The following is a 25704-nucleotide window of genomic DNA, read 5'->3' as shown; positions in this document are numbered from 1 at the left end:
CCAAGATGCTCACTCGCGCGCCGCAATCCCCCATAGACATGCGGCAAGCACCAGGGCAACCGTGCCCGCGGCCCCCATTGCGTCGGAAAAGCCGCTCGCGAAGCTGCTGCGCGCAAGCGTGCTCAGCATCGCGTGCACGTGATCGGGTGCGTGCATGACGGCGCCCGCCGCATCGCCCGCCAGCACGCGCGAAACAAACGGCGCGTCGACGTAGGCCGCGATCGCGGGCTTGCCTGCGACGGCCAGATCAAACGCATCGCGCGTCCTTGCCGCAAGCACGCCGCCAAGCACGCCGACCGACATGACGATCGCCGTAAAGCGCGTCGTCGTGCTGATGCCCGACGCCATCCCGGTGCGCGATGGCGCGACCCGCGCAACGATCGCCTTCTGCGTATTGCCGTTCATGATCCCCGCGCCTAAACCCGTGACGACCATTCCGCATGCCACCCAGAGGTAGCGGCCCATTGGCGCGACGCCCGCGGTCAGCATATTGCCGGCCCCGATCAGCACCAGGCCGATCAACAACACCCGATCGATCGAACGACGACGCAGCAACGCGGCGCCGATGAACGGTCCGACAATCATCGCAAGCGCGAACGGCAGCATGCCAAGACCCGCGGCGACCGCCGGCAATCCGAACGCGTTCTGAAGATAAAGCGGCAGGAACGTCATCATGACTTGCGCGCAGGCCGCATAGCCGAACATCGCGAGCACAGCGCCGACAAACCGCCGGTCACGAAACAGCGCGAGATCGATCATCGCGTGACGTGTCCGGCGTTCGATGCCGACAAACAATGCGAACAGCAACAAGCTGCCTGCCAATCGGGTCAGCGTGGTCGTGCTCGTCCACCCTTGAATCCCGGCATCGATCAGCGCCCAGATTCCGCATGCAAGCGCCAGCCCAAACGTCAAGCTGCCGGGTTTGTCGATCGCGACGGCATGCGGATTCTTCGATTCGCTCATCGAGCTGAACGCGCACGCGGCGAGCACCGCGCAGATCGGCAGATTCATCAGGAAGATCCAGCGCCATCCGACGAACTGAGTGATCGCCCCGCCGACGAGCGGCGCGATGGTTGTCGCGATGCCCATGCACATGCCCCAGAACGCCCAGGCTCGTGCGCGTTCGTGTTCGTCCTGAAACGTATGCGCGATGATCGCGAGCGACGATGGAATCAGCATGCCCGCGCCCACGCCCTTGACGGCACGCGCGATGTTCAGCCACAGGACCGATGGCGCAAGGCCGCAGCCGAGCGATGCGGCGGCGAACACGGCAAGGCCGATCAGCAGCAGGCGTTTGCGGCCGATGCGATCGGCCAGCCCGCCGGCGGCGAGCAAACATGCCGCGAACGCGACCATATATGCACTGACGACCCACTCGACGTCGGCAAAGTCGGCATGAAACGTTCGTGCGATCGACGGCAGTGAAACGGCGACGACATTCGTGTCGAGCACGATCAGGGCGCAGATCGCCGATGCGGTCGTGAGGATGAAGTTCGTCGAACGTCGAGTGGTCGCTGTCGGCGCTGCGTGCGACTGCGCGCCGCTGACGGTCTCGCGCGCGGCTGACGATTGAGTGCTCACACGTGACGCGAAAGAACGAGGAGTCGAAGGCATGTCGGTCGGATATCGAATGTCGAAAGACGCGGACGCGATCGGCGCGCGAATCGCAGGCGATCCGCAGCGGATCGATCCGCAATGCGATGCCAGATCGTAACGACCTGTGAATTGCGTGTCATTGACGGATAAACTCGAAACTATTGATAAAAATGTGAATACAGTGAGGTGTCCATGAACCGAACGACGACCCTACGTGATGTGACCGGTGCGAGCGCGACGCACGGTCTATCGTCAGCCCGGCCCCAAGCCGGGCGTCTCGACTACGGGGCTTCGCCCAAGGACTCGGTCGATATGCGTCACCTGCGCTGCATTCTCGCGGTGGCCGAGCATCTGCATTTCTCGAGGGCCGCCGATGCGCTCGATATCGCCGCGCCGTCGCTGACGCGTACGGTCCAGGAGGCTGAGCGGCTGATCGGCGCGCGGCTCTTCTATCGAACCAAGCGAACGGTCGAGCTCACGGCGGCGGGTGCGGCCTACGTCGATCAAGCGCGGATCGCGCTGGACCACCTCACACGTGCAAGCGAGGTGGCGCGCGCCGCCGAGCGCGGCGAACTCGGTCGGCTGGAAATCGGCTATGTGTCGTCGGCCGCGTATTCAGGCGTGCTGCAACAGACGATCGGCGATTTCCGCGCGGGCCATCCGCGCGTCGATATCGCCGTGCGCGAGGTACTGATGGAACGCGCCGGCGTGATGCTCGAAGACGCGCAACTCGACTTTGCGTTCTTCAGGCCGCCGATGCCGCTGCCGGAGTCGATCGTCAGCACGACCGTCGCAAAGGACACGTTCGTGCTCGCCGTGCCCGACGATTCGCCGCTTGCGTTGTTCGATGAAGTGAGTCCGGCCCAATTGCGCCACGAATCGTTCGTGCTGCCCGAGCAACCGTATGGCGCGATGGAGGTCGGACGCAGGGGGCGGTTCGTGCCCGACGTCGTAGGTCAGCCCGGCACGCTGACGTCCGTGCTCGCGCGCGTGTCGCTCGGCGGATGCGTGGCCGTCGTGCCTGGCGCGCTCTCGCGATGTGTCGCGTTACCGCGCGTGGTTTACAAAACAATCAGCGGACGGCCCATCGCGACGGAAATCGCGCTCGCGAGCCGCAAACACGACCGCGCGCCGGCAGTCCGTGCATTCCTTGCGTGGTTCAGTACGCGTGCTGCACGACAAACCGTGCAACGGGAAACACGGTCTCGCCGAAGCATCCGGCCAGACTGAACGGATGGGTAAGACCCTACCGTTCGAAACACCGCATCCGTTATGCTTACGCGAGACGCTCAACGCTAAACGCTCGCAAAATCACGTGGGCCGAACCGTCGGACGTCGACCTAGGGTTTTCGTCTAGACTTCTGACGATCGAGGCGCTTTGCGTGCATCGCGCGGCGCCGCCAATCTTCACTGCCCAGCCTCCAAACCTGCTTGCCACGCGCCATGGACACGGTATTCACGATCCTGATCCTGCTGGTCGCGGTCGCGGCGTCCGGCATCGACCTGCGCATCCGCGCGCTGCCGTTCCGCGTGCCGTTGCCGCTCATTCAGATCGCGATCGGCGCGCTGCTGTCGTGGCCCACGCTCGGCCTTCACGTCGTGTTCGAGCCGAGCCTCTTCATGCTGCTGTTCGTACCGCCGCTCCTGTTCGCCGACGGCTGGCGCATTCCGAAGCGCGAACTCTTCCAGTATCGCCATGCGGTCGGCATGCTCGCGCTCGGGCTCGTCCTCATGACCGTGCTCGTCGTCGGATATGTCGCGCACGCGATCGTGCCCTCGATGTCGCTGCCCGTTGCGTTCGCATTGGCCGCGGTGCTGTCGCCGACCGATGCGGTCGCGCTCAACGGCATCGTCGGCAAGCGCCGCATGCCCGCGCAACTCATGCATATCCTCGAAGGCGAAGCGCTGACCAACGATGCATCGGGACTCGTCGCGCTCAAGTTCGCGATCGTCGCGGCCGTCACGGGCGTGTTCTCGCTGCGCGATGCCGCGCTGAGCTTCGTCATCATATCGATCGGCGGCGTCGTGACGGGCATCGCGATCAGCGGACTCTTCAGCGTGCTGTCCGCGCGCGTGATCGACGCATCGCAGTCGACGGACCCCGCCCCGGGCGTCGTGATGACGGTCATGATCCCGTTCGCCGCCTATCTGTTCGCCGAGCATTTCGGCTGGTCGGGCATTCTCGCGGCCGTCGCGGCGGGCATGGCGATGAACTTCACGGGCATCGCGCGCGCGACGTCCGCAGCGGCGCGCGTGCGCGCCGCGAGCACCTGGTCGATGATCGAATTCGTATTCAACGGCATGGTGTTTATCCTGCTCGGCCTTCAGTTGCCGCACATCATCGTGCGCGCGATCGAAGAGGGCCGCGCGGCCGGACACGATCAGGCCGGCGTGCTGATCGCGGATGTATTCGCCGTGCTCGTCGTCCTGTATGCGGTGCGCTTCGGATGGGTCTGGCTGCTGCGCTCGTTCACCGCGCGCCGCAGCGCGCAGCACGGCATGGCGAACGCCGTCCCCGGCACGCGCTTCGTCGCGATCACGACGATCGCGGGCGTGCGCGGCGCGGTTACGCTGGCGGGCGTGCTCTCGCTGCCGGTCATCGATGCGAACGGCGCACCGCTCGCGGGCCGCCATATCGCGATCTTCATCGCGGCCGGGGTCATCCTGCTGTCGTTGCTCATCGCCGTGGCCGGCTTGCCGCTGCTGCTGCGCGGCGCGCGTCGCTTCTCGGACCCGCACGCCGACGAAGAGCGCCGCGCGCGCCGCATCGCGTCGCACGCCGCGATCGAAGCGATCGTGAACGAACAGCACCGCGCAAAAACAGATCCCGTGTTCGCGCAGCTCGCCGCCTTCGACGACATCGGCATACGCGTGCTCGGCATGTACGAGCGGCGGCTTGCCGTGCTCGAAGAACCGCCGAACGAGGCCGGCGACGCATCGCATGACGAAGCGCTCGAATTGCGCCTGCGCATCGCGGGCATGCAAGCCCAGCGTCGCGCGGTGCTCGATCTCCACGCACGGCAAAAGATCAACGACGCGACGCTGAACAAACTCGTGCGCGAATCCGATCTGCTCGAAACCGCCTTGATCGCACGCGCTCGACCGCACGCGGACGCGCGTCAGATCGGCGACTACGAAGTGCTCAAGGACTATCGGTAATCAAGCCGCCTCGGGAATCAACGCGCGCAGTTCGTCGATATCGAACGGCTTGGGCAACACAGGGACGTGCAGATGCTTCGCGCGGCCGAGTTCGTCGGCGTAGCCGGTCATCAACGCGATCTTCTGCAGCGGATAGGTCGCCCGCACGCGCTCGGCAAGATCGATGCCGTTGAGCCGGCCCGGCATCTGGATATCGGACAACACGAGATCGAATGTCGCGCCGGCTTGAAGCGTCTGCCATGCTTCATCGCCGCTTGCGACCGTCTGTACCCGACATCCGAACATATCGAGCACGGCCGTGACGGCCGCGGCCACTTCGGCATTGTCCTCGGCGACCAGCACCGAACACGAGGTCGCGGGCGCGTCGGACGCGCATCGATCCGGCTCGACCGGAGGGACGGCTTTGTCGGGACCGACATAGCGCGCCAAATAGAGCCGCACCGTCGTCCCCGCGCCCGGCGCGCTCTCGATGCGCGCCGTGCCGCCTGCCTGCTCGCATGCGGCGAGCACTTGCGTGAGTCCGAGCCCGGTGCCCGAGCCGACGACCTTCGTCGTGAACAACGGCTCGAACACGCGCAAGCGCACCTCCTCGCTCATACCCTCCCCGCTATCTGTCAGCGAGATACGCACATATTCGCCCGCCGCGAGATGGCCGTCGGCGGCGTCGAGACGCACGTTCTCGCAAACAATCGAGAAGCGGCCACCGGGCTGCAGGACATCGCGCGCGTTGACCGCGATATTGATCAACGCGAGTTCGAGCTCGGTCGGATCGGTAAATACGGGCCAGATATCCGCGGGCACGTCGACACGCATCTCGATGCTGTGTCCGACCGACGTATGCAGCAGGCCCGAAGCGGCGAGCAGCCACGTCGCGAGATCGAGCGGCGCGGGCTTGAGCGGCTGCTTGCGCGCGACGCTGAGCAGACGCCGCGCGACGGTTTCGGCATTCGCGGCCGCGCGTTCGACGGCGAGCACTTCGGGCTCGGCATTGCGAAAGCCCTTGTGCCGCACGAGCGACATGTTCGCGTCGACGACCATCAGCAGATTGTTGAAATCATGCGCGACGTTGGCGACGAGATTGCCGAGCGCGCCCATGCGTTGCAGATGGCGGCTCGCGGCTTCGGCCGACAGCCGCAGGCCGACTTCGGATTGCCATCGTTCCCATGCGCGCTGCTCCTCGCGCAGCCGCCGCAGCGAGAATGCGATGAGCAGCCAGACGGCGACGCACGGCAACGCGGTCAGGCTCGCGACGATCATCAAATGCGGCCACCACTGCGCAAAGATCGCCGCATGCGCATATCCGACCGACACATAGAGCGGGTAGTCGCCGACACGCCGATACGACAGATACCGCTCGACGCCGTCGATCGTCGAGCGCATGCGCAAATGCCCGGCCTGTTGCCCGCTGGCGAGCGCCGCCACGAACGCCGTGTTGGGCGCGGGATTCGTGCCGGGTCTGACTTCGGGATAGCGTGCCAGCAGTCCGCCGTCATCGCGATACAGGCCGATCAGCAACGCGTCGTTGTTCGACACGAGGTCGGCGTAGAACGACCGGAAGTAGTCCTGGCGCAATGCGATCATGACGGCGCCGAGAAACGCGCCGTTCGGCGCGCTGCGGCCCATGCCCGTGTCGAAGATCACGAGCCCCGTGAGGCGCCCGAGCATCGGCAACGAGAAATTGGGCTTGGGACGGCGCGCGCGAATCTCGCGAAAGTCCTCGCGCTGCTTGATCGATTCGTTCGGCGCAGGATAGAAGCGGCTGCTCGCGAGCAGATCGCCGTCGACGCCGAGCACCGAGATCGCGGCGACCTGCGGATATCCGCCGCCGATTTCGGTCATCGCATCGTGCAACGTGCGCTCGCGCGCGCGAATCGCGCGGTCGTCGCCGTTGCCGAGCAGATCGATGATGCGGGTTCCGATCGCCTCATTGAGGTCCATGACCTTGACCGCCTGCTCGACGCCGACGCGCGCGAGCCGGTCGATGACGTCGTTCGCATCCGCGACGCGCCGCTGGAAATCGAAATACCCGTAGCCGCACAAGCACATGAACGGCACGAGCACCGACGCCGCGAACACGATCAGCAGGATCCGATGGGTCGCGGCAAAATTCCTCGCGGGCAGAGGCAGGTCGGGGGTCATGGGACCGGAAGGCTGCACGCTGGTGAGGCTCCCTTTCTGATCTCCGTGAGGGCGGTCGGCCATCGCGCGGGCGGCTGCCGCGCGCAAATCGAAGGCGGACCGCCAACCGGCCTTGTATGCGATCCCGCGCGGAACATCGTCATGGATGGGACGTGCCTTAGTGTATCCCGGCTCTGAGCATGAACGATGCCCGGTCACCCAGTGGTTACCCGGAATCGTCTGAAATCGGTCATTTATGTGCGCCGCGGGGCCGTTTAATCTCAAGCCATCGCATCATCCGCTTCAAACATTGTGTCCATGCGATAGACGGTGCGTCGGCACCCTCTTCAAAATCGGAGAACCCATTCCATGTCACAGCGCCTCAATTTCTACAAAGCCAGTCCCGCCGCCATCCAGGCCATGCGCGAGCTTGAAGCCGCGATTGAAAAATCGACGATTGAAAAACCGCTCGCCGAACTCGTGCGGCTGCGCGCGTCGCAGATCAACGGCTGCGCGTTCTGTGTCGACATGCATACGAGCGACGCGCGCAAGGGCGGCGAAACCGATCGCCGTCTCGCGACGGTCGTCACGTGGCGGGAAACGCCGTTTTTTACGGATCGCGAGCGCGCGGCGCTCGAATGGACCGAGGCATTGACGCTCGTGGCGAGCACGCATGTGCCGGATTCGGTCTGGGAAGCGGTCAAGCCGCATTTGACGGAAACCGAGCTCGTCGATCTGACGTTGTTGATTTCGGCGATCAACGGCTGGAATCGCTTTGCCATCGGATTCCGCTTGATGCCCGCCTAAGACCCGGCGATCTTAAGGCAAAAAAAGGCGACGCATCGCGCGTCGCCGGTCGGTGTATTCGGTCGGTCTGTTCGGTCGACTTGGCTAACCGGTTTGTTTAGCGACGCGCGCGCAACGTACGCGATCCATGCGTTTAAGGCGCCATACCCAGCGCCGCCAGCAAATCGCCGAGTTGATCGGCATGCGCGCGCCATCGGCCCTTCGCGCTCCGATAAATCGGCTGACGCACCTGATTGACGCTGGCGGTGCGCACCACGCGCTGATTCTCGTGAAACTTCAGGCACGCATCATCCCAAGGCAAACCCAGAAACGCGATGAGCCGGCGCGCCTCGCCTTCAAGATCATCGACCACGGCCTCGTAGTCGACCTCGATAAATCGGTCGGCAGGCAACACCACGCGCCAGTGTGTCATCAGACGTTCATAGTGCCCGTAAAACGTGCCGAGTTCAGTCAGGTTGTACGCGAACGACTGATCGCCGCCGAAGAGCTTCGTATAGCACGACAGGCATGTATCGACGGCGTTGCGCCGCGTGTGGATGATCCGCGCGCCCGGCAACATGAGCGCAATGAGCCCCGCGTAAAAAAAGTTCGCCGGCATCTTGTCGACGAGATGCGGCCGGCCTTTCGCGAGCGGCGTGACGCGTCTCAGGTATTCGCCGCCGAGCGCCGCGAGACGCTCGGGCGTCAGTTGGCCCACGATGTCCGGGAACGTCCCGTTGGCTTCGATCACATGCGCGAGCGCGGAGAGCTCCCCCGCCCCCGTCACGCTCGGATGCGACGACACGATCTGCTCGATCAGCGTCGTGCCCGAGCGCGGCATGCCGAGCACGAACACAGGCATGTCCGATGCCACGCCCAAGCCCTGCCACTGCGCGAAGCGCTCGGCGGGAAACGCTTCCGCGACCCGCGCCATCCATTCGCCCGCGGCCGCCACATCGTAGGCGAACGTCGAACGCTTGAGGCGATTGCCCTCGTTCAGATGAACGAACGCGCGCGCCGAATCCTTCGTGTCGAGATACGCCTTGCCGAGCGCGAAATGCACGGCGATGCGATCGGGCAACCCGCGGCGCTCGCCTTCGCCGAGCACGGCTTCGAGCGCGGCAAAATCGGGATCGCCTTCATGGAAGAGGTGCGCTTCGGCGCGGCCCGCGAGAATCGGCGCCGAATCGGGAAACGCCTGCCGCGCGTGATCGAACGCGGCCAGCGCCTCGTCCTTGCGGCCCGCTTCGAGCAGCAGCGTCGCGCGGCCGAGCAGCGCGTCCGCGGCGACCGCGCCGGGTAGCTGCGCAGCCTTCGCAAATTCGGCGAGCGCCTCCTCGGTATGCCCGAGCGATTGCAACACGGTCGCGAGCGTGCAGTGGCCATCCGCGCTCTGCGGCATCAGCGCCACCGCCTGGCGCGCGAACGTCAGCGCTTCCTCGTTACGCTCGACATGCCGCAGCGCTTTCGCGCATGAAATCAGCGCGGCGGGGTGCTCCGGCGCGAACGCGCGCAGTTCGTCGAGCACACGCAAGGCGGCCTCGTAATGGCGGCGCGAAATCTCGACGTCGACGAGGTTGAGGTAGGCGTCGATGAACTTCGGGTTCAGTTCGATCGCACGTCGCGCGAGCGCCGCGGCGGCTTCGGCGTGGCCTTGTGTCGACAACAGGTACGCGAGATTGCTGTGCGCCACGGCATAGCTCGGATTGAGCGCGATCGCGCGGCGATAGTGCGACTCGGCCAGATCGAAGCGCTCCATGCGCCGGCACGTGTTCGCGAGATTGTTCCAGGCATCGTGCGAGTCGGGCTGAAGCGCGACGACGCGTTCAAGGCATTCGCGGCTCGCGTCGTATTTGCCGGCTTCCTGCAACACGATGCCGAGATTGTTCCAGGCCGATACGAGCGTCCCGTCCGTCGCGACCGCGCGCCGGCCCGCTTCTTCGGCGTCGGCGAGCCATCCTCTCTGACGCAGCATCTCGGCGAGATTGCTCAAATACATGGCCGGCGCGTTCGGCGCGATGCAGGCCTCGCGCAGATACGCGATCGCGAGATCGAGGTTGCCGAATCGGTGCGCCATCAGTCCGAGCAAATGCAGCGCGTCGGCCTGTCCCGGCAACGCGGCGAGCACGCGTTGGCAATACTGCTCCGCCTGAGCGGCCTGTCCGGCATTCCAGTGCGCTTGCGCGCGTTGCAGCGCCTCGACGACGCTCATCGACTGCGGAGGGAATGGGGTCGACATCGGAAATACCGCATTCGGGAAAATTGAGACCGCACAGTGTGCCAGATCGTTCGGCAAACGGGGGCGATGACAGCACGGCGTAAGGCACAACGAAAGGCACAACGAAACGGGCCAATGGCTTGCCGATGCGATTCGCGCCCGCCTTACTCCGCCGGCGTTGCGACGAACGTCGGCTGCTGCTCCGCAAAGGCCGAGAATGCGCGCAGCGTCGGATACGCATCGGCCGGCACCGCGTCCGCGACGAACTGCGCGACGAAATACCAGACGACCGCGACCGTGATGCCCGCTACGCCGAAACGCCGCTCATCGAGCGCAAACGGCTGCGCTTCGAGTTCGCGTTCGAGTTCGTCGAACGCGGCATGCAATTGCCCGCGCACCCGGTCGACCCACGGCGCATGCTGCTTTTCCTCAGGCCGCAAATTGCGTTCGTAGACGATCTGAATCGCCTTTTCGCTCGCGGCCAGGGCGAGCCCGATCACGCGATTCGCGCGGAAACGCTCGGCCGGCGCATGCGGCAGCATCACCGAATCGGGTTTTTTGACCGACAGCACATAGTCGAGAATCAACGACGAATCCATCAATGTGCGCCCATCGTCTTCGATCAGCGTCGGCGCCTTGACGACCGGATTGATCTTGCCGAACGCGTCGAAATGCCGAAACACCGACAACGACTGATGCTCGAACTCGATGCCGAGCAACTTGAGCGCAATCGCGACGCGACGCACATAGGGCGAATCCAGCATGCCGATCAATTTCATACAAGTCCCGTTAGAATCTCTATCGTTCATTCGATCGCTTAGCGCGCCGCACGCCAAGCATTTTTGCTAAAAAATCCATTGGGCAAACAGATTAAGCAGAATTGAACGTCATGAGTAGCGATTTATTCCGACCGGTCTCGTTAGAAAAACTAACATGGATTTGATCCCGCCCCTCGCGGCGCTACGCTGCTTCGAATCGGTCGCGCGACTCGGCGCGGTCACGCTGGCCGCGCGCGAACTGCACGTCACGCATTCGGCCGTGAGCCAGCAAATCCGCATTCTCGAAGACACGATGGGCATGCCGCTGTTCGTGCGCGAAGCGCGCGGATTGCGTCTGACCGAAGAAGGCCGGATCTATGCGCTCGAGATTCGCATGGCGCTGCGCGATATCGCGCAAGCCACGCGCATCGCGCAAACACGGCCGCAACCGAGCGAACTCATCGTCGCGACCTTGCCTTCATTTGCCTTACATTGGCTCGTACCGCGTCTCGCACGTTTTCGCGAACGGCATCCGTATTACGGCGTGCGGCTCCAGACGAGCCTCGAAGTCCTCGATATCCGCGAGGCCCGCGCCGATCTCGGCATTCGCATGGGGCAAGGCAACTGGCCCGGACTCGGGCATCAGCATCTGTTCGACGACGAACTCGTCGTGGTGGCGTCGCCGCGGTTGAACGGCGGCTGTCTGCCCGACACCCCCGAAGCCGTCGTCGCCAGCCCGATCATTCAATGTCACGACGCACCGTGGACCGAATGGTGCCGCGCGGCCCACGTCGAAGAACCCGCTCAGATGCCCGTGCTCTGCGTCGCCGATTCGAATATCGCGCTCGGCGCGGTATTGCGCGGCGAAGGCGTCGCGCTCGATCGCCGCAGCCTCGTGGCCGGGTACCTCGAAACGGGTGAGCTCGTGCAGCTCACGTCGATCGCCGTGCCCTATCCGTATGCATATTGGCTCTGCTGGCCTCAACGCGATGCGCTGAGCGTCAAGCAGACGCATTTCATCGAGTGGATCCGCGAGGAGGTCGAACGCTATCGAACGCCGCACGCCGCGCCGCTCGCAGTATAGTGAGCGCCATTCATAAGCGGACACACAGGGAGTTCAGGTGGCGACGATCCGGGATGTGGCGAAACTTGCGGGCGTGGGCGTCGGTACCGCGTCGCGGGTGATTTCGGGCCGCGGCTCCGTCTCGACCGAAGCCGCCGAGCGCGTGCGCGCCGCGATCCGCGAACTCGAATTCCGGCCGTCGTCGATCGCGCGCTCGTTGTCGGGCCAATCGCTCGGCGCGATCGGCCTGTTCGTCCAGACGCTGCGCGGCGACTTCTATCGGTCGATTCTCGAAGCCGTCGACGACGAATTGCGCGCGGTCCATCGCCATATGGTCGTCGTGAGCGGCAGCAATCACGGCTCCGACTACGATGAGTCGATCCGCGCGCTCGACTTCCTAATGCAACGCGACTGCGACGGCATCGTCATCATCGGCCACCAGTTGCACGACGCCGATATCCTGCGCCTGCGCGATCGCAATCCGCGGCTCGCGATTCTGAACCGGCGTCTCGAAGGCATGGAAGACGCGTGCTTCTCCGTCGATCATCATCGTGCGGGCGCGCTCGCCGCGCGCACGCTGCTCGACCATGGACATCGGCGTTTCGGTGTGATGGGCGGCCCGTCGAGCGCCCCCGACAATACCGATCGCGTCCAGGGCTTTCTCGATACGCTCGCGGCCGAAGACATCGACGCCGCCTCGGTCCCCGTCATCGAAAGCAACTTCGCGAAGGACGGCGGCTTGCGGACGATGGGCCAACTGCTCCAACGCGATCCGTCGATCACGGGCGTGTTTTGCGGCAACGACGATATGGCCGTCGGCGCGCTCACGTGGCTGCGCGATCACGATATCTCGGTGCCGCGCGATATGTCGGTCATCGGCTATGACGACGTCTACACGTCGGCACATACGTTTCCCGCGCTCACGTCGATCCACATTCCGATGTACGAGGTCGCCGCGAACGCCGTGCGCTGGCTGATCGAGCAGTGCTATGGCGTGTCGCAGCCGATCGAACGGCAATTTCCGGTCACCGTGTCGATGCGCGACTCGGTCGCGATGGCGCCGGCCCAGCCCCGCAAACCCCTCCGAGACACCCGCTACTCAGCGTCCCGACCGAAGCTGTGATATACCGTCAACCCTCTATTAAGCGTTGGCTTACCTGAATCAGCGCTTCGTCACCGGGTTGTGGGCATGTCTGCTTTGTTTTCGATTGTTCTACCGATCTTCGCGTTGATCTTCGCGGGCTGGGGCATGCGGCGCTCCGGCATCTCGGGCCCGACGGCCACGCGCGAACTCAACCGCTTCGTGGTCTTTCTCGCGTTGCCGGCCCTGCTGTTCCGGATCGTCGCGAACGCCCACATGCACGATCTCTGGCAACCCGGCTTTATCGCGGCATTCGGCCTCGGCTCGCTCGCGATCTTCGCGATCACGCTCGTCTGGCAATGCCGTCGCGGCGCGCATCTCGCCGATGCCAGCATCGACGGCTTGAACAGCGCGTATGCGAATACGGGCTTTATCGGTTTCCCGCTCTGCGCGGCCGCGTTCGGACATACGAGCCTCGGCCCCGCGACCGTCGCGACGATTCTGACCGTCTGCGTGCTGTTCGGCCTTGCGCTCGCGCTCGTCGAAATCGCCTTGCAGCCGCAAGCTTCGATCGCGCGCGCGATCGGGCGCGTCACGTGGTCGCTCGCGAAGAACCCGCTGCTGCTCGCCCCCGTGCTCGGCGCAGTCGCCGCCGCATGCGGCGTCGTGATGCCCGAGGGCATCGAACGCTTCCTGAACTTGCTCGCCGATGCCGCCAGCCCCTGCGCGCTCGTCGCGCTCGGACTCTTCGTCGCCGAGAAACGCGGCCGCCCCGATTGGTCGGTCCTCACGCCGCTCGTCGTGCTCAAGCTCGTTGTGCAGCCCGCGGTCACCTGGCTGCTCGCCGCCTACGTGTTCCGGATCACGCCGGGACTCACCGCGATCGCGGTATTGCAATCCGCGTTGCCCACGGGCACGGGCGCATTCATGCTTGCCGAATACTACGGCCGCAGCTCGGACACGACGGCCAACAACGTGCTGATTTCAACGATCGTATCGATGGCGACGATTTCGATCCTGCTGACGTTCTGGGGACATTGAGACGCGCGTGCCCGCGCTTTTCCACGCATGGCCGCGTCGAAAAGCGCGCGGCGTATAGTGCAATTCGTCGAGATCGTGCGAATTCACGACATAGGAGGACGCCATGAGACCCGATGAATTTGAAGCCCTGCTTGCCGACGAAGGTTTTCCGGCGGGCGTACGCGTCGAGCGCCCCGCGAACGACACGATGGACGAGCACAGTCACCCGTTCGAAGCGAAAGCGCTGATTCTCGCGGGCGAGATTCGCTTGATGACCGCGGACGGCGAGCGCGTTTATCACACGGGACAAATCTTCCATCTGCGCGCGAACGAGCGGCACACCGAAAACTACGGCCCCGACGGCGTCACCTATCTCGTGGGCCGCAAGGCCTGACCCCAAGTGCGCAAGCACCCCGTCCACTCCACTGAAGACTGAAGAGGTTCCATGAGCGTGATGGCATCAGACAAGGTATCGCGGGTCGCCGAAGGCGAATTCGACGTGAAGATCGCTGCGCCCGAGCAGATCGACGTGGCGTCGAATACCGCGTCCATCGGACGGCACGCGATCGAGAAGACCTATCACGGCGGATTGACGGGCCGCGCATTCGGACAGATGTTGAGCGCCGGTCAGCCGCAGAAGGGCGAAGCCTCATACGTGGCGATCGAATCGTTCGAAGGCGCGCTCGACGGTCAGTCCGGCGGCTTCGCGCTCGCGCACTTCGGCGAAATGGATGCGGGATCGGAGGCCTTGCAGATCGGCATCGTGCCCGGCTCGGGCAGCGGCGCTTTGGCGGGCATCCGCGGTCATCTGCAGATACGGCGCGGCGGCGGCAAGCACACGTATACGCTGACCTACTGGATCGCGTAACGAACGGACGGCGATGACGATGCAGCCATCGCCATCGCCATCGTCATCGCAACCGCCGCGGCGGCGCGCGCGACGACTACTTCCCCGTAAAGACAGGCTTTCTCTTTTCGGCGAACGCGCTCAGCCCTTCGGCAATATCGTCGCTGCGCGCGTAGGTCTTGAAGGCTTCGATCTCGGCGTTCGCGGCCTGTGCCGACGTCGATGCCATGCTCGTGCGCAACAGGTCCTTGATCACGCGCATCCCCAGCGGACTGTGTCGGGCAATCGAGGCCGACAACTTGGCCGCGGCCTCCAGCAATTCGCCGTCGGGCGTCACGCGATTGACCAAACCCCATTGTTCGAGCGTCGTCGCCGGCACGAGCTCGGCACTCAGCAGCATGTAGTTCGCACGATTCGCCGCGATCTTGCGCGGCAGCCTCGCCGAGGATCCGCCGCCCGGAATGATGCCGTAGCGTGCATGTCCATCGCCGATGCGCGCCGATTCCGCGGCGAGAATCATGTCGCAACAGAGGATGAGTTCAAGGCCGCCGGCGACGGCATAGCCGTTCACGGCGGCGATGACGGGCATCGGCAACGCCTCGATCTTGTCGAACACGTCCTGCGCGAATTTGAGTTTGGCGAGGAAACGCTCGGTCGTCGGCTGGGCGAGATCGTCCTTGAAACCCAGCAAATCGCCGCCCGCGCAAAAGGCCCGCCCCGCGCCCGTGATGACCACGCATCGCACGTCCGCATCGCCATGCAGGCCGTCGACGACGCGATCGAGCTCTTCGAGCATCGGCCCGGACAGCGCGTTCATGCTCGCCGGATTGTTCAGCGTCACCCACGCGACGTCATCGTTCTTCTCGTAGCCGATCCACTGCGTGTCCACGTTCCGCTCCCCGATTGTCACGCGCTCATGCGCGTTCAAAGATGACGGCACACCGCTGGCCGCCGCCGATGCGCATCGTCTTGCCGCGCTTCACATCGCATTTCGCGCCGCATTTCAAACCCCATTTCGCACCGCCGCACGACGATGTCCCAAGGCGTCCGTTCAGGCGGTCGGCGCCAGATCCCGACGCGCCGCGCGCGCCCGGAGAATCTCGCGCTTGGATTGCTCGAAACCCGTGCTCGGCACCTGCTCGTCGCGACGGTCGATCAGCGCGCCGGCATCGCGCAGCAAGGTCTCGGCGGCCGCGGGGCCGTCGCCGGCGTAGATGCCTTCGGTGAGCGTCACGTGCGAACTCGCGAACGCGCCCGCGCCCGCGCAGAGAATGGTCTTGGTCGGCGCTTCGGGCGACACGAGGTAGATCACGCCGGGCGTGACGCTTTGCGGCGTCAGCAGCGCGAGATCCTCGGCCGGGAACAGTTCCTCGGTCATGCGCGTGGCGGCCGACGGCGCGAGGCAATTGACGCGAATGCCGTACTTGAGTCCTTCGATGGCCAGCGTCTGCATGAGCCCGACCAGTCCCATCTTGGCGGCGCTGTAGTTGGCCTGACCGAAATTGCCGAACAAACCCGATGACGAGGTGGTGAAGACGATGCGGCCGTATTTCTGGCTGCGCATGATGTCCCAGACGGCCTTCGTGCAGCGGACCGCGCCCATCAGATGGACATCGACGATAGCCTCGAAATCGTCGAGGCTCATATTGCTGAAGCTCTTGTCGCGCAGAAAGCCGGCGTTGTTGACGAGGATGTCGATACGGCCCCAGCGCGCCAGCGTCTCTTCGACCATGTGCCGCACGCTCGCGGTATCGGTGACCGACGTCGCGTTCGCGACGGCTTCGCCGCCCAAGGCCTCGATCTCGCGCACGACGGCTTCGGCCGCGTCCGACGTCTGCGTCAGCCCGTCGCGCGTCACGCCGAGATCGTTGACGACGACCTTCGCGCCGCGCCGCGCCAACTCCAGCGCATGACAACGTCCGAGGCCGCCGCCCGCACCGGTCACGATGGCGACCTGACCATCGAGGCGGATCGGGGCCATCTCGGCCGCGGCAGAAGAGTGACCGGTATGGATTTGCGGTGAGGCGTTCTGGACCATGTTCGTAAGGAAAGTGGGTAGGCACAGCGGATCGATCGTCACAGGTCCGACTTTATTGAGCGCGATCGCCGACTACAATGTGCCTTCATCACAGTTGCATAAGCCGCATCTGGGTCATGTAAACAGGTCCGCCGCCTCCAATCACCGCTACGCTATGCCCGTCCTGTCGTGAACGGCTCGCCATGAATCCCCTTCCCGCCGCGGCGTCGCTGGCCGCGCTCACCCATGAAAAGCTCCTGGTCCTGCTCGATCAGGACGAAGAACAACATGCGGCGCTCACCGATCTGCTCCGCGACATCGAGCAGTTGGGCGACGATCACCCCGAGCGCGCGACGCTGCTGAGCGCGGTGCATCGCGCTTTGTCGATCGGCAAGCGATTGGAGCGACTCCGCCAGAACGAACTGAGCCTGCGCGGCGTATTCGAAAGCGCGCAGGCGCTGACCGAATTGAAAGCGCTGAGCCAGGTCCTCTTCGATATCGTCGAGCGCGGCCGGCGTCTGCTGGGCAGCGATCTCGCGTGGCTGGCCGGCATGAACGAGACGAGCAACACGCTGGGCGTGCTCGCCGTCAGCGGCGTCTATTCGAACGAAACCAAGAATACGCATACGCCGCTGAACACCGGCGTGGCCGGGCACGTGATGCGCACGCGCAGTCCGTTCGCCACGAGCCACTACATGGACGACACCCATTTCGAACACACGGCCGAGAACGACCAGATGATCCGTCGCGAGGGCCTGCGTTCGCTCGTGGCGGCTCCGTTGCTGGCCGGCGCCGAAGTGGTCGGCATCCTGATCGTCGGCGATCGCTATGCGCGCACCTATCATCCGCGCGAAATCTCCCTGCTCGCGACGCTCGCCGCGCACGCCTCGGTCGCGGTACGCAACGCGCGCGCCTACGAGCTCACGCGCATGGCGCTGACGGAGGCCGAACAAGCCAACCAGCGCCTGCAGCAACAGACCGCCGCGCTCGAACTGGCCGCCGACGCGCACGAACAATTGACCCGGCTCGTCGCGCGCGGCGCGCCGCTCAAGGATCTGATCCATGCCGTGGCCGACATCCTCGACGGCCGCGTCATGTATCTCGACGCGGCGGGCATCGAGGTCTGCGTGGCCACGCCTGCCGACTACGCCGCGTCCGAGGTCATCCATTCGTATGCGCGCTTCTCGGGCATCGATGCACGCATCCAGTCCGCAGTCAGCGAAAGCCGCGCGACCGGGCGCGCCGCGTCGGCGACATCGGGCACGGCCCATTGCCACGTGGCCGCGGTGACGAGCCGCGACGAATTGTTCGGCGCGCTCGTGATCCAGACGCGCGCGCCGTTGACCGATTCGGCCGTGCGCATCTTCGAACGCAGCGCGACGGTCACCGCGGTCATGCAGTTGTCGGCGGAAAAAAGCTCGGCGTCGCTCGACCAGGATATCCACCTGACGCTGCGCGCCCTGCTCGAACCGGGCCGTCACCATGACGACGGCCTTGCGGCGCGCCTCGCTCGCCATGGCGTCGACGTCACGAAACCGTGCATGCTCGCGATGATCGAGATCGAGAAGATCAAGCTCGGTTACGCGGTGCGCAAGCTCTCGAGCCGCCTGCGCCACCTGCCGCATCTGGCCACCGAGATCGACGGCCGCATCGTGATGGCGGTCAATCAGATCGACGGACTGCGTCTGGGCCAGGAACTCCGCGAGATTCTGTTCGAGGAGTTGTCGTTTCCGGGCATCGCGACCCTATCCGGCCCGCACGATACGCTCGCGGGTCTGGCCGGCGCGGACGTCCACCTCAAACGCGCGCTCGGACTGCTGCGGGCGCTGCGCCGCGAGAACTGCGTGGTCCACGAATCGGCGCTGCGCATGTACGCCGTGCTGTTTCAGAATCAGGACGCGCAGACGCTGGACGCCGCCATCGACAGCGTGATCGGCCCCCTCGTCGAGCACGATACGCGGCGCCATACGCAGTTGACCGACACCCTGCACGCCTATCTCGACAGTATGCAGAACGCCCGCACCGCGGCACGCGTGCTCAACATCCACGTCAACACCTTGCACAACCGCCTCGAAGCGATCTCGACGCTGCTCGGGCCCTGGGACACCGACGGCCGTGTCGCGGACATCCACGTGATGCTCCGCCTCAAGCGACTGCGCGACGATCCGCCGCCTTTCGGCGGCAAGCCTTAGGCGCATCGCCTAGGCCGCCACGTTCACGCCGAGGTAACGGTCCTTGGCCGCGTGATCGTCGACGAACGCGGCGTTGTCCGCCGTATAGACCACACGTCCCTGTTCGAGGATGTAATGCCGGTCGGCCAGTTGGCAGCAGACTTCGAGATTCTGCTCGACGAGCACGATCGGCATGCCCGTCGCGCTGACCTGCTTGAGCTGATCGACGATCTCTTCGACGATCACGGGCGCCAGCCCTTCGACGGGCTCGTCGAGCATCAGCAGTTTCGGATCGTTGAGCAGCGCGCGCGCGATCGCCAGCATCTGCTGCTCGCCGCCCGACAGGCGCGCGCCACCGTTCTTGCGGCGCTCCTTGAGACGCGGAAAGATCCGGTACACATCGGCCAGTTGCCATGGCGAGCGCTTGCGCATTGCGATCGTCAGATTCTCTTCGACGGACAACAGGCTGAAGATCCCGCGATGCTCGGGCACGAGACACAGGCCGCCCGCGGCGATCCGATAAGCCTCGCTTCGCGCGACGTCGCGGCCCTCGAAAATCACCTTACCCTGCGGCGGCGTCAGACTGCCCGCGATACTCCTGAGCGTCGTGGTCTTGCCCGCGCCGTTGCGGCCCAGAAGCGTCACGACTTCCCCCGCGCGAACCTCCATCGACACGCCCTGCAGCACGTGGCTCTTGCCGTAGTACGCGTGCAGGTCGTGTACCTCCAGTACGATGTCGCGACTCGCTGAGTTCACTGACGGCCCCCTGTGATCATGTTGCCGAGATAGGCGCGGCGCACGTGCGCGTCATTGCGGATCGCATCCGGCGCGCCCTCCGCGAGCACGCGGCCCGATTGCATGACGGTGATGGTGTCGGAGAGGCCCATCACGATGTCCATATTGTGTTCGACGAGCAGAATCGCGACGTTGTCCTGCTTCAGCGACGCGATCAACGCCTTGATGTCCGCGATATCGTCGACGCCCATGCCCGAGGTCGGCTCGTCGAGAAAGATCAGCTTGGGCTGCGCGGCCATCGCGAGGCCGATCTCAAGGCGGCGTTGCTGGCCATGCGAGAGCTGCGCGACCGGACGGTCGGCCAACGCCGTCAAGCTGAAGCGCGACAACATCGCGTCGGCCGTGACCTGTGCGGCATCGTCGTCGCGCGGTCTGCCCCATCCGAACAGCGCCTCGCGCGGGACACGTCCCTGCGCGGCGACGCGCAGGTTCTCGCGCACGCTCAGGTTCTGGAACAGGCTCGTGACCTGGAACGAGCGCGCCATGCCGCGCTGCACGCGCTTGTGGCCGGCCAGCCGGCTGACCTCTTCGCCTTGGATGCGGATGCTGCCGAGCGTGATCGGCACCGTGCCGGTCAGCGTATGGAAGAGCGTGGTCTTGCCCGCGCCGTTCGGCCCGATCACGGAATGGATGCTGCCGGGCATGACCGCGAGGTCGACACCGTCGACCGCCGTGAACGCGCCGTATCGCTTGGTCACGCCGCGTGCCAGCAGCAAGGGTTCGAGAACCGGCGTCGCGGTCATGCTTGCTCCTTGTGCGTGTCGATCCGTGCGCCGGGGCCTTCGCCGCCGCGCCGCAATGCGCGCGCCAGCCGGTCGAGCACACCCCAGATGCCCTGAGGCATATAAAGCGCGACAGCGATCAGCAACAGTCCGAGCAACAGCATCCAGCGCGGCCAGATCGACGACAGCCAGTCGGCCGCGAGCACATAGACGGCCGCGCCGATCACCGAGGCGAACAGCTTTCCGGAGCCGCCGATGATGGTCATCAGCAGGATGGTTTCGCTCACGTGATATTCGATGCTCGACAGCGGCGCGATGCCCGAGAGCAAGGCATGCAGCCCTCCGGCCAGGCCCGTCACGGCGCCCGACACGACGAACGCGGCGAGCTTGAACGCGCGGACGTCGTAACCGACGGCCGCCGCGCGCGCCTCGTTGTCGCGGATCGCGAGCAGCGTGCGGCCGAAGCGCGATTCGGACAGCCGCTGCATGAGCACGAACACCACGACGAAGATTGCCGCCACGAAACCGTAGTAATGCCAGGGCCGCGCGATATCGAACACCGTGGCGCCCATCATCGTCGGGTTGGGCCGCACGATATCGAGCAGACCGTTGTCGCCGCCCGTGATGTCGGGCAACGAATAGGCGAGGAAATAGAACATCTGCGAAAAGGCCAGCGTGAGCATCACGAAGTAAATGCCGCGTTGGCGGATCGCAAACCAGCCGACGCCGGCGGCAGCGAACGCACCGATCGCCATCGCGCCGGCCAGCGTGAGTAACAGCGGCGCTTTCAGATGCAGCACGAGCAGGCCGCTCGCGTAGCTGCCGAGACCATAGAAGATGCCCTGTCCGAAGGACATCAGTCCCGTATAGCCGAGCAACAAATTGCAGGCCATCGAGGCCAGCGCGAAGATCAGCAGTTCGGTCGCGAGCGAACCCGATGCGAGCACCATCGGCAGCGCGAGCACGAGGAGCACGGCCATGACGGTGAATCGGTGATGAGCGAGATGTTTCAAGTCATTCCCCTATGCGCGGCCAAGCAGACCGTTGGGCCGCAGCAGCAAGACGAGCGCCATGGCGACGTAGATCATGAGGTTGGCGCCCGATGGCCAGATCACGCTCATCAGGCTTTGCACGATCCCCACAAGCAGGCCGCCGGCAAGCGCCCCGGCGAAGCTCCCCATGCCGCCCACCACGACCACGACGAACGCGATGCCCAGCGCCTCGACACCCATGAACGGATCGACGCCGCGAATCGGCGCGGCGAGCACGCCGGCCAGCGCGGCCGTCGCTGCCCCGAGCGCGAACACCCACGAAAAGATTCGACGGATATTGAGCCCGAGCAGCGCGACCATCTCCGCCGATTCGCTTCCCGCGCGGACGATCGCGCCCAGCCGCGTGCCCTCCAGCACGGCGCCGAGCACGACCGCCATAAGCGCGCCGACGCCGATCACGAACAGGCGATAGGTCGGATAGATGAAATGGCCCCACACGACGACGCCTTGCAGCAACGCGGGCGGCGAGACGTTGTTGCCCGACGGGCCCCATACCGTGATGACCGCCTCCTGCAGCACGAGCGCGAGTCCGACCGTGATCAGGATGTGCAGCTCATGCGGCAGGTGATACACCTTGCGGAACAGCACGGCCTCCACGAGCCACGCGAGCGCGCCCACGATCAGCGGTCCCAGCACAAGCGTGAGCCAGAAGTTCAGGCCCATGTCGACGAGCTGGAAACACCCGTAGGCGCCGAGCAGGAAGAACGCCCCATGCGCGAAATTAACGAAGCGCAGCAAGCCGAAAATAATGCTGAGCCCCACCGCGAGGACGAAATAAAGCATCCCGAGGCCGATCCCGTTGACGAGTTGGAGCAGATAGACGTTCATCGAGGCAAATCCGTAGAGCAGCGTGATACGACGGCAGTCGCACGGCGCGAGGCGGCATGCGAGCCGGCCGCGGCCGACCTGGCACCGCGGCGGCACACCGCCTCGCGATGCGATCGCTCAGACCATCCGGCAACCGGCGGCTTCGGGCGACAGGAAGAAGCGGCCCGAGTGGATGATGTCGGCGTAGTCGTCCTTGTCGCGCATCTTGGCCTTGCTGTTGCCCTTGACCAGATAGAAGTCGCGCAGCACCTGATGGTCGGCCTTGCGGACTTCCTCGGTCCCCGTGAGCCCCTCGTACTGCATGCCTTCCATCGCGGCGATGACGGCCTTCGGGTCCGTGCTCTTCGCCTTGTTGATCGCTTCGATCAGCATGCGCGTGTTCGCATACGGCCCGGCCAGGCTGTAGTTCGGCGAGATGTTGAATTTCTCGCGGACCTGGCTCACGAAATTCTTGTTATAGGCCGTGTTGATCGTGTGCCAGTAGACCGCGCCGAAATAGACGTCTTCGCAGACGTCCGCGCCGAGCGCCTGGAATTGCTCAAGGCCGGAAGCCGCCGCGACGATGATCGTCATCTTCTGCTTCAAGCCGAAACTCACGGCCTGACGAAGCGCGTCGGAGGCCTGCGCGCCGTAGTTGAGCAGGAAGAGGACATCGGCCTGCGACGCCATCGCGTTGGTCAGATAACCGCTGAACTCGCGCTCGGTCAGCGAGTGATAGCTGTTGCCGACGTGCTCGATGCCCTTCTCCTTGAACAAGGCCTTCGCATTGCGCAGCAATCCCTCGCCGAACACGTATTGCGGCGTGATCGTGTACCAGCGCTTGGCCTTGGGCATCAGATCGATCAGCGGACGCGCGGACCCTTGGATCAGGCTATAGGTCGGCAATGCCCAACGGAACGTGCTGTGATTGCAGTCGCTGCCCGTGAGTTCGTCGGCGCCGCCGTTCGTGATCAACAGACCGCCGGCCTTGTCGATCTCCTTGCTCATCGCGAGCGATTCTGCCGACAGCAATGCGCCCGTGAAGAAGCGGATGTTCTGCTGTTCCATGGCCTCCTGCACGCGGCGCACGGCCGTCGCGGGTTGCGCCTCCGTATCGAGCATGCGGTAGCTGAGCTTCTTGCCCTGAACCGTGCCCTGCTGATCGACGGCGAGCTTCATGCCGAGGTCGGAATATTTGCCGATCGCTGAAAACGTCCCCGACATCGCGGTCGGGCACGCGAGCACGAGCTCCTCGCTCTGCGCGATGGAAAACAAAGGATGCGCGGCCAGGCCGGCGGCTGCCGATAACTTCAGGAAATCGCGTCGAGTTGTCATGATGTCTCCTTGATTGTTTTGAGTGCTTGTTTTTGAGTGCTTGTTCACGCGAGGAGGGACCGTGACTCCTTCACCCGCGGCGCGGCGGCGCGACCCGCCCGCGACGTGTCACGCTTCCACCCACTCCACCTTCACCGTGCTGCGCAAGGGGGCGAGCGCGGCCTTGAGCCGCGTATCGCACCGGCTCCGCGCTTCACGGCTGACGGCTTTGAGTTTCACGGCCGCTTCGGTGCCGTCCTTGCTTGCCGCGATATCGACAAGCTCGACCGCCTGCCCGAGTTCGGCGATTTCCATGCGCAGCTTGTAGACCAACGCCATGTCGCGTAACGCGGGCTTGTAGATCTTGCCCACGCCGGTCACCGGTATCGCGTCGAGCACGAACAGATGACGCGGTTTGGCGGGCGGCTCCGGAATCCGGTCGCCGATGAATTTCTGCAGTTCCGCGGTATCGACACTGTGTCCGGGCGCGAGCGCCACGAAGATCACGGGCAGCTCGCCCGCATACGCGTCGGGCATCCCGACGGCCGCGCTGACCGCCACGGCCGGATGCTGATTGGCGACTTCCTCGATGGCCTGCGGATCGATGTTGTGGCCGCTTCGGATGATGAGGTCCTTCTCGCGCCCCGTCAGATACAGATAGCCCGCCTCGTCGAGCCGTCCGAGATCGCCCGTGATCAAACCGCCGTCCGGCGTGAACGCGCCGCGATTGTGGTCGGCATTCAGATAGCCGTGCACGATCTGCGGACCGCGCGCGACGACCGAACCCACGGCGCCCACCGGACACGCGCTCCATTGGCCGTCGGGACCGCGCTGCATGATGTCGATCGCGGAAAAGGGCGCACGCAGACCGACGCTGCCTCGCACATGCCGCCCATGAAGCGGTGTGGCGGCGATCGCGGCCACGCTCTCGGTCATGCCGTACTGTTCGAGCAGGGGAATGCCCGTGCGCTGTTCGAAACGCTGTCCGACCGCGCTCGGCAGCGCCGCGCCGCCCGTGAACGCGAAGCGCACGGTCGACACATCGGATCCGTCGATCGGCACGTCGCTCATCGCGCCGATCGAGGTCGGCACGCCGCCGATGAACGTCGCGCGATAGCGCTCGACGAGACGCCAGATGTTGTTCACGATCATCGGATCGCGCAAGCCGGCCGGCGACAGCATGACGACATGACCGCCGGTGGCCAGCACCGACATGCCGATCGTCGACGTCCCGCCGACATGAAACAGCGGAAACCCATTGAGCGCGACGTCCTGCTCGGTCAGATCGAACATCTGGGCAAGCGACCAGGCCGCATGGATCTGGTTCAGATGCGTCTGCGGCACGAGCTTGGGGACGCCCGTGGTGCCCCCGGTATGAAACAGCGCGGCGATCGCGGAACGCTCGGCCACGGCGTCGAAGCACAGACGATCGCCGGGTTGGCGATCCATGATCGCGTCGAGGTCGTGCACGCGAGGATCGTCGAGGTCGGCCTGTCCGCCGAGCACGAGCACGGCGTGCAATCCCGCGACGCGCGGAATCACATCGCGCACCTTGGCCCAGAGCTCGGCATCGAGCGTCGGCCCCGCACACACGAGCACGCGCGCTCGCTCGGCGTCGAGTAGCGCGGCGATGACATCGGGCGCGAGCAGATAGTTGATGCAGCTCGCCGTACCGGCCGTCTCCGCCCCCCAGATCAGTGCCGGCACCTTCGCGTGGGTGCGCGCCAGGATCGCCGTCACGCCGTCCCCCGCGATGCCGAACTGCGCAAGCATATTGGCCGCGCGCGTGATCTCCGCGAGCAGTTGCGCATGCGTGTACGTGGTCGGCGGATCGTCGAGCGAAGCCGAGCGCAGCATCGTCAGCGCCGTGCGGTCTCCATAGAGCGACGCCGTGGCCTGAAAAACCTCGTACATCGTGCGCGCGGGGACGAGTTCGTCATAGGGACGCTGTTCGAGGCGTTCGATGTCCGCCATTCCCCGGATCCGCTGCTCGGAGCGCGTGGTGCGCGTGGTTCGCGTGAACGTACTGCCCTGGCCCGCGTGTCGATGCGGGCCCGCCGGAAAGTCTCGAAGCGGGTCCAAATGTCATTCCTTGTCGGTAGGGCTGCGCACCATGAGCGGCGGACTCAAACGCCGTGCCGCTCGCGGCCGCATCCGTCGTGCGTGTTGCGCGACGCGCA

At 65.0% G+C, this 25704-nt stretch carries 21 protein-coding genes; 9 read left to right on the top strand and 12 right to left on the bottom strand.

Annotated features, from left to right (window positions below; translation table 11 throughout):
• Nucleotides 1-9 precede the first annotated feature (9 nt).
• Nucleotides 10-1614, bottom strand: coding sequence for an MFS transporter (locus D7S86_RS18370; RefSeq protein WP_121088314.1), 1605 nt, complete (start codon nt 1612-1614; stop codon nt 10-12).
• A gap of 294 nt (nt 1615-1908) precedes the next feature.
• Here D7S86_RS18370 and D7S86_RS18365 point away from each other — a divergent pair, with 294 nt between their 5' ends.
• Nucleotides 1909-2826 carry a LysR family transcriptional regulator gene (locus D7S86_RS18365; protein WP_121088313.1) on the top strand — a complete coding sequence of 306 codons (918 nt, stop codon included), beginning with the start codon at nt 1909-1911 and terminating at the stop codon, nt 2824-2826.
• 213 nt (nt 2827-3039) lie between these two features.
• The gene (locus tag D7S86_RS18360; RefSeq protein ID WP_121088312.1) at nt 3040-4755 is read left to right on the top strand and encodes a Na+/H+ antiporter; all 1716 of its coding nucleotides are present in this window, start codon (nt 3040-3042) and stop codon (nt 4753-4755) included.
• On the opposite strand, the gene D7S86_RS18355 is transcribed toward D7S86_RS18360, so the two are convergent.
• On the bottom strand, nt 4756-6894 hold the full coding sequence (locus tag D7S86_RS18355) for a hybrid sensor histidine kinase/response regulator (protein ID WP_205962843.1): 2139 nt from the start codon (nt 6892-6894) through the stop codon (nt 4756-4758).
• Nucleotides 6895-7242: 348 nt separating this feature from the next.
• Between D7S86_RS18355 and D7S86_RS18350 the strand changes: the two genes are divergently transcribed.
• A complete protein-coding gene (locus tag D7S86_RS18350) occupies nt 7243-7680 on the top strand; it encodes a carboxymuconolactone decarboxylase family protein (RefSeq protein ID WP_121088310.1) in 438 nt (145 codons plus the stop codon).
• Nucleotides 7681-7813: 133 nt separating this feature from the next.
• Here the strand turns inward: D7S86_RS18350 and D7S86_RS18345 are convergent, their stop codons facing one another.
• Both D7S86_RS18345 and D7S86_RS18340 read right to left on the bottom strand, forming a co-directional pair.
• Nucleotides 7814-9898: a tetratricopeptide repeat-containing sulfotransferase family protein gene (locus D7S86_RS18345; RefSeq protein WP_121088309.1), complete on the bottom strand. Its 2085-nt coding sequence runs from the start codon at nt 9896-9898 to the stop codon at nt 7814-7816.
• A 143-nt stretch (nt 9899-10041) separates the two neighbouring features.
• Complete coding sequence (locus tag D7S86_RS18340; RefSeq protein WP_121088308.1) at nt 10042-10656, bottom strand: glutathione S-transferase family protein; 615 nt, start codon at nt 10654-10656, stop codon at nt 10042-10044.
• A gap of 154 nt (nt 10657-10810) precedes the next feature.
• On the opposite strand from D7S86_RS18340, the gene D7S86_RS18335 reads away from it, so the two are divergent.
• The 5 genes from D7S86_RS18335 (at nt 10811) to D7S86_RS18315 (ending at nt 14667) form a co-directional block, all read left to right on the top strand.
• Nucleotides 10811-11719 (top strand): LysR substrate-binding domain-containing protein, encoded by a 909-nt coding sequence (locus D7S86_RS18335; protein WP_121088307.1) that lies wholly within the window; start codon nt 10811-10813, stop codon nt 11717-11719.
• Between the two features lie 55 nt (nt 11720-11774).
• Entirely contained in the window at nt 11775-12821 is a 1047-nt protein-coding gene (locus D7S86_RS18330) for a LacI family DNA-binding transcriptional regulator (RefSeq protein ID WP_240648264.1), read from the top strand.
• Between the two features lie 66 nt (nt 12822-12887).
• Nucleotides 12888-13820, top strand: a complete 933-nt coding sequence (locus D7S86_RS18325) for an AEC family transporter (RefSeq protein WP_121088305.1) — start codon at nt 12888-12890, stop codon at nt 13818-13820.
• A gap of 103 nt (nt 13821-13923) precedes the next feature.
• A complete protein-coding gene (locus D7S86_RS18320) occupies nt 13924-14193 on the top strand; it encodes a cupin domain-containing protein (RefSeq protein WP_121088304.1) in 270 nt (89 codons plus the stop codon).
• 60 nt (nt 14194-14253) lie between these two features.
• Nucleotides 14254-14667 carry a DUF3224 domain-containing protein gene (locus tag D7S86_RS18315; protein WP_240648263.1) on the top strand — a complete coding sequence of 138 codons (414 nt, stop codon included), beginning with the start codon at nt 14254-14256 and terminating at the stop codon, nt 14665-14667.
• A gap of 76 nt (nt 14668-14743) precedes the next feature.
• Here D7S86_RS18315 and D7S86_RS18310 read toward each other — a convergent pair whose 3' ends face one another.
• Together D7S86_RS18310 and D7S86_RS18305 are read right to left on the bottom strand one after the other, a co-directional pair.
• Complete coding sequence (locus tag D7S86_RS18310) at nt 14744-15535, bottom strand: enoyl-CoA hydratase/isomerase family protein (RefSeq protein ID WP_121088302.1); 792 nt, start codon at nt 15533-15535, stop codon at nt 14744-14746.
• 162 nt (nt 15536-15697) lie between these two features.
• On the bottom strand, nt 15698-16627 hold the full coding sequence (locus tag D7S86_RS18305; RefSeq protein WP_121088384.1) for an SDR family NAD(P)-dependent oxidoreductase: 930 nt from the start codon (nt 16625-16627) through the stop codon (nt 15698-15700).
• 239 nt (nt 16628-16866) lie between these two features.
• Here D7S86_RS18305 and D7S86_RS18300 point away from each other — a divergent pair, with 239 nt between their 5' ends.
• Nucleotides 16867-18855, top strand: a complete 1989-nt coding sequence (locus D7S86_RS18300) for a helix-turn-helix domain-containing protein (RefSeq protein WP_121088301.1) — start codon at nt 16867-16869, stop codon at nt 18853-18855.
• Nucleotides 18856-18864: 9 nt separating this feature from the next.
• Here D7S86_RS18300 and D7S86_RS18295 read toward each other — a convergent pair whose 3' ends face one another.
• The 6 genes from D7S86_RS18295 to D7S86_RS18270 form a co-directional block, all read right to left on the bottom strand.
• On the bottom strand, nt 18865-19590 hold the full coding sequence (locus tag D7S86_RS18295; RefSeq protein WP_420813257.1) for an ABC transporter ATP-binding protein: 726 nt from the start codon (nt 19588-19590) through the stop codon (nt 18865-18867).
• Complete coding sequence (locus D7S86_RS18290) at nt 19587-20372, bottom strand: ABC transporter ATP-binding protein (RefSeq protein WP_121088300.1); 786 nt, start codon at nt 20370-20372, stop codon at nt 19587-19589. Before D7S86_RS18290 ends, D7S86_RS18295 begins: the two co-directional genes overlap by 4 nt.
• Complete coding sequence (locus tag D7S86_RS18285; protein WP_121088299.1) at nt 20369-21331, bottom strand: branched-chain amino acid ABC transporter permease; 963 nt, start codon at nt 21329-21331, stop codon at nt 20369-20371. The genes D7S86_RS18290 and D7S86_RS18285 overlap by 4 nt, the downstream gene beginning before the upstream one ends.
• A 42-nt stretch (nt 21332-21373) precedes the next feature.
• Nucleotides 21374-22231: a branched-chain amino acid ABC transporter permease gene (locus tag D7S86_RS18280; protein ID WP_121088382.1), complete on the bottom strand. Its 858-nt coding sequence runs from the start codon at nt 22229-22231 to the stop codon at nt 21374-21376.
• Nucleotides 22232-22348: 117 nt separating this feature from the next.
• Nucleotides 22349-23545, bottom strand: a complete 1197-nt coding sequence (locus tag D7S86_RS18275; RefSeq protein WP_121088298.1) for an ABC transporter substrate-binding protein — start codon at nt 23543-23545, stop codon at nt 22349-22351.
• Between the two features lie 108 nt (nt 23546-23653).
• Entirely contained in the window at nt 23654-25606 is a 1953-nt protein-coding gene (locus tag D7S86_RS18270) for an AMP-binding protein (RefSeq protein WP_240648262.1), read from the bottom strand.
• Between the last annotated feature and the right edge of the window lie 98 nt (nt 25607-25704).

Source organism: Pararobbsia silviterrae (assembly GCF_003628125.1).
GTDB lineage: Bacteria > Pseudomonadota > Gammaproteobacteria > Burkholderiales > Burkholderiaceae > Pararobbsia > Pararobbsia silviterrae.
Note: the sequence above shows the minus strand (reverse complement) of the source record. Positions and strands in the feature narration are given on the sequence as shown.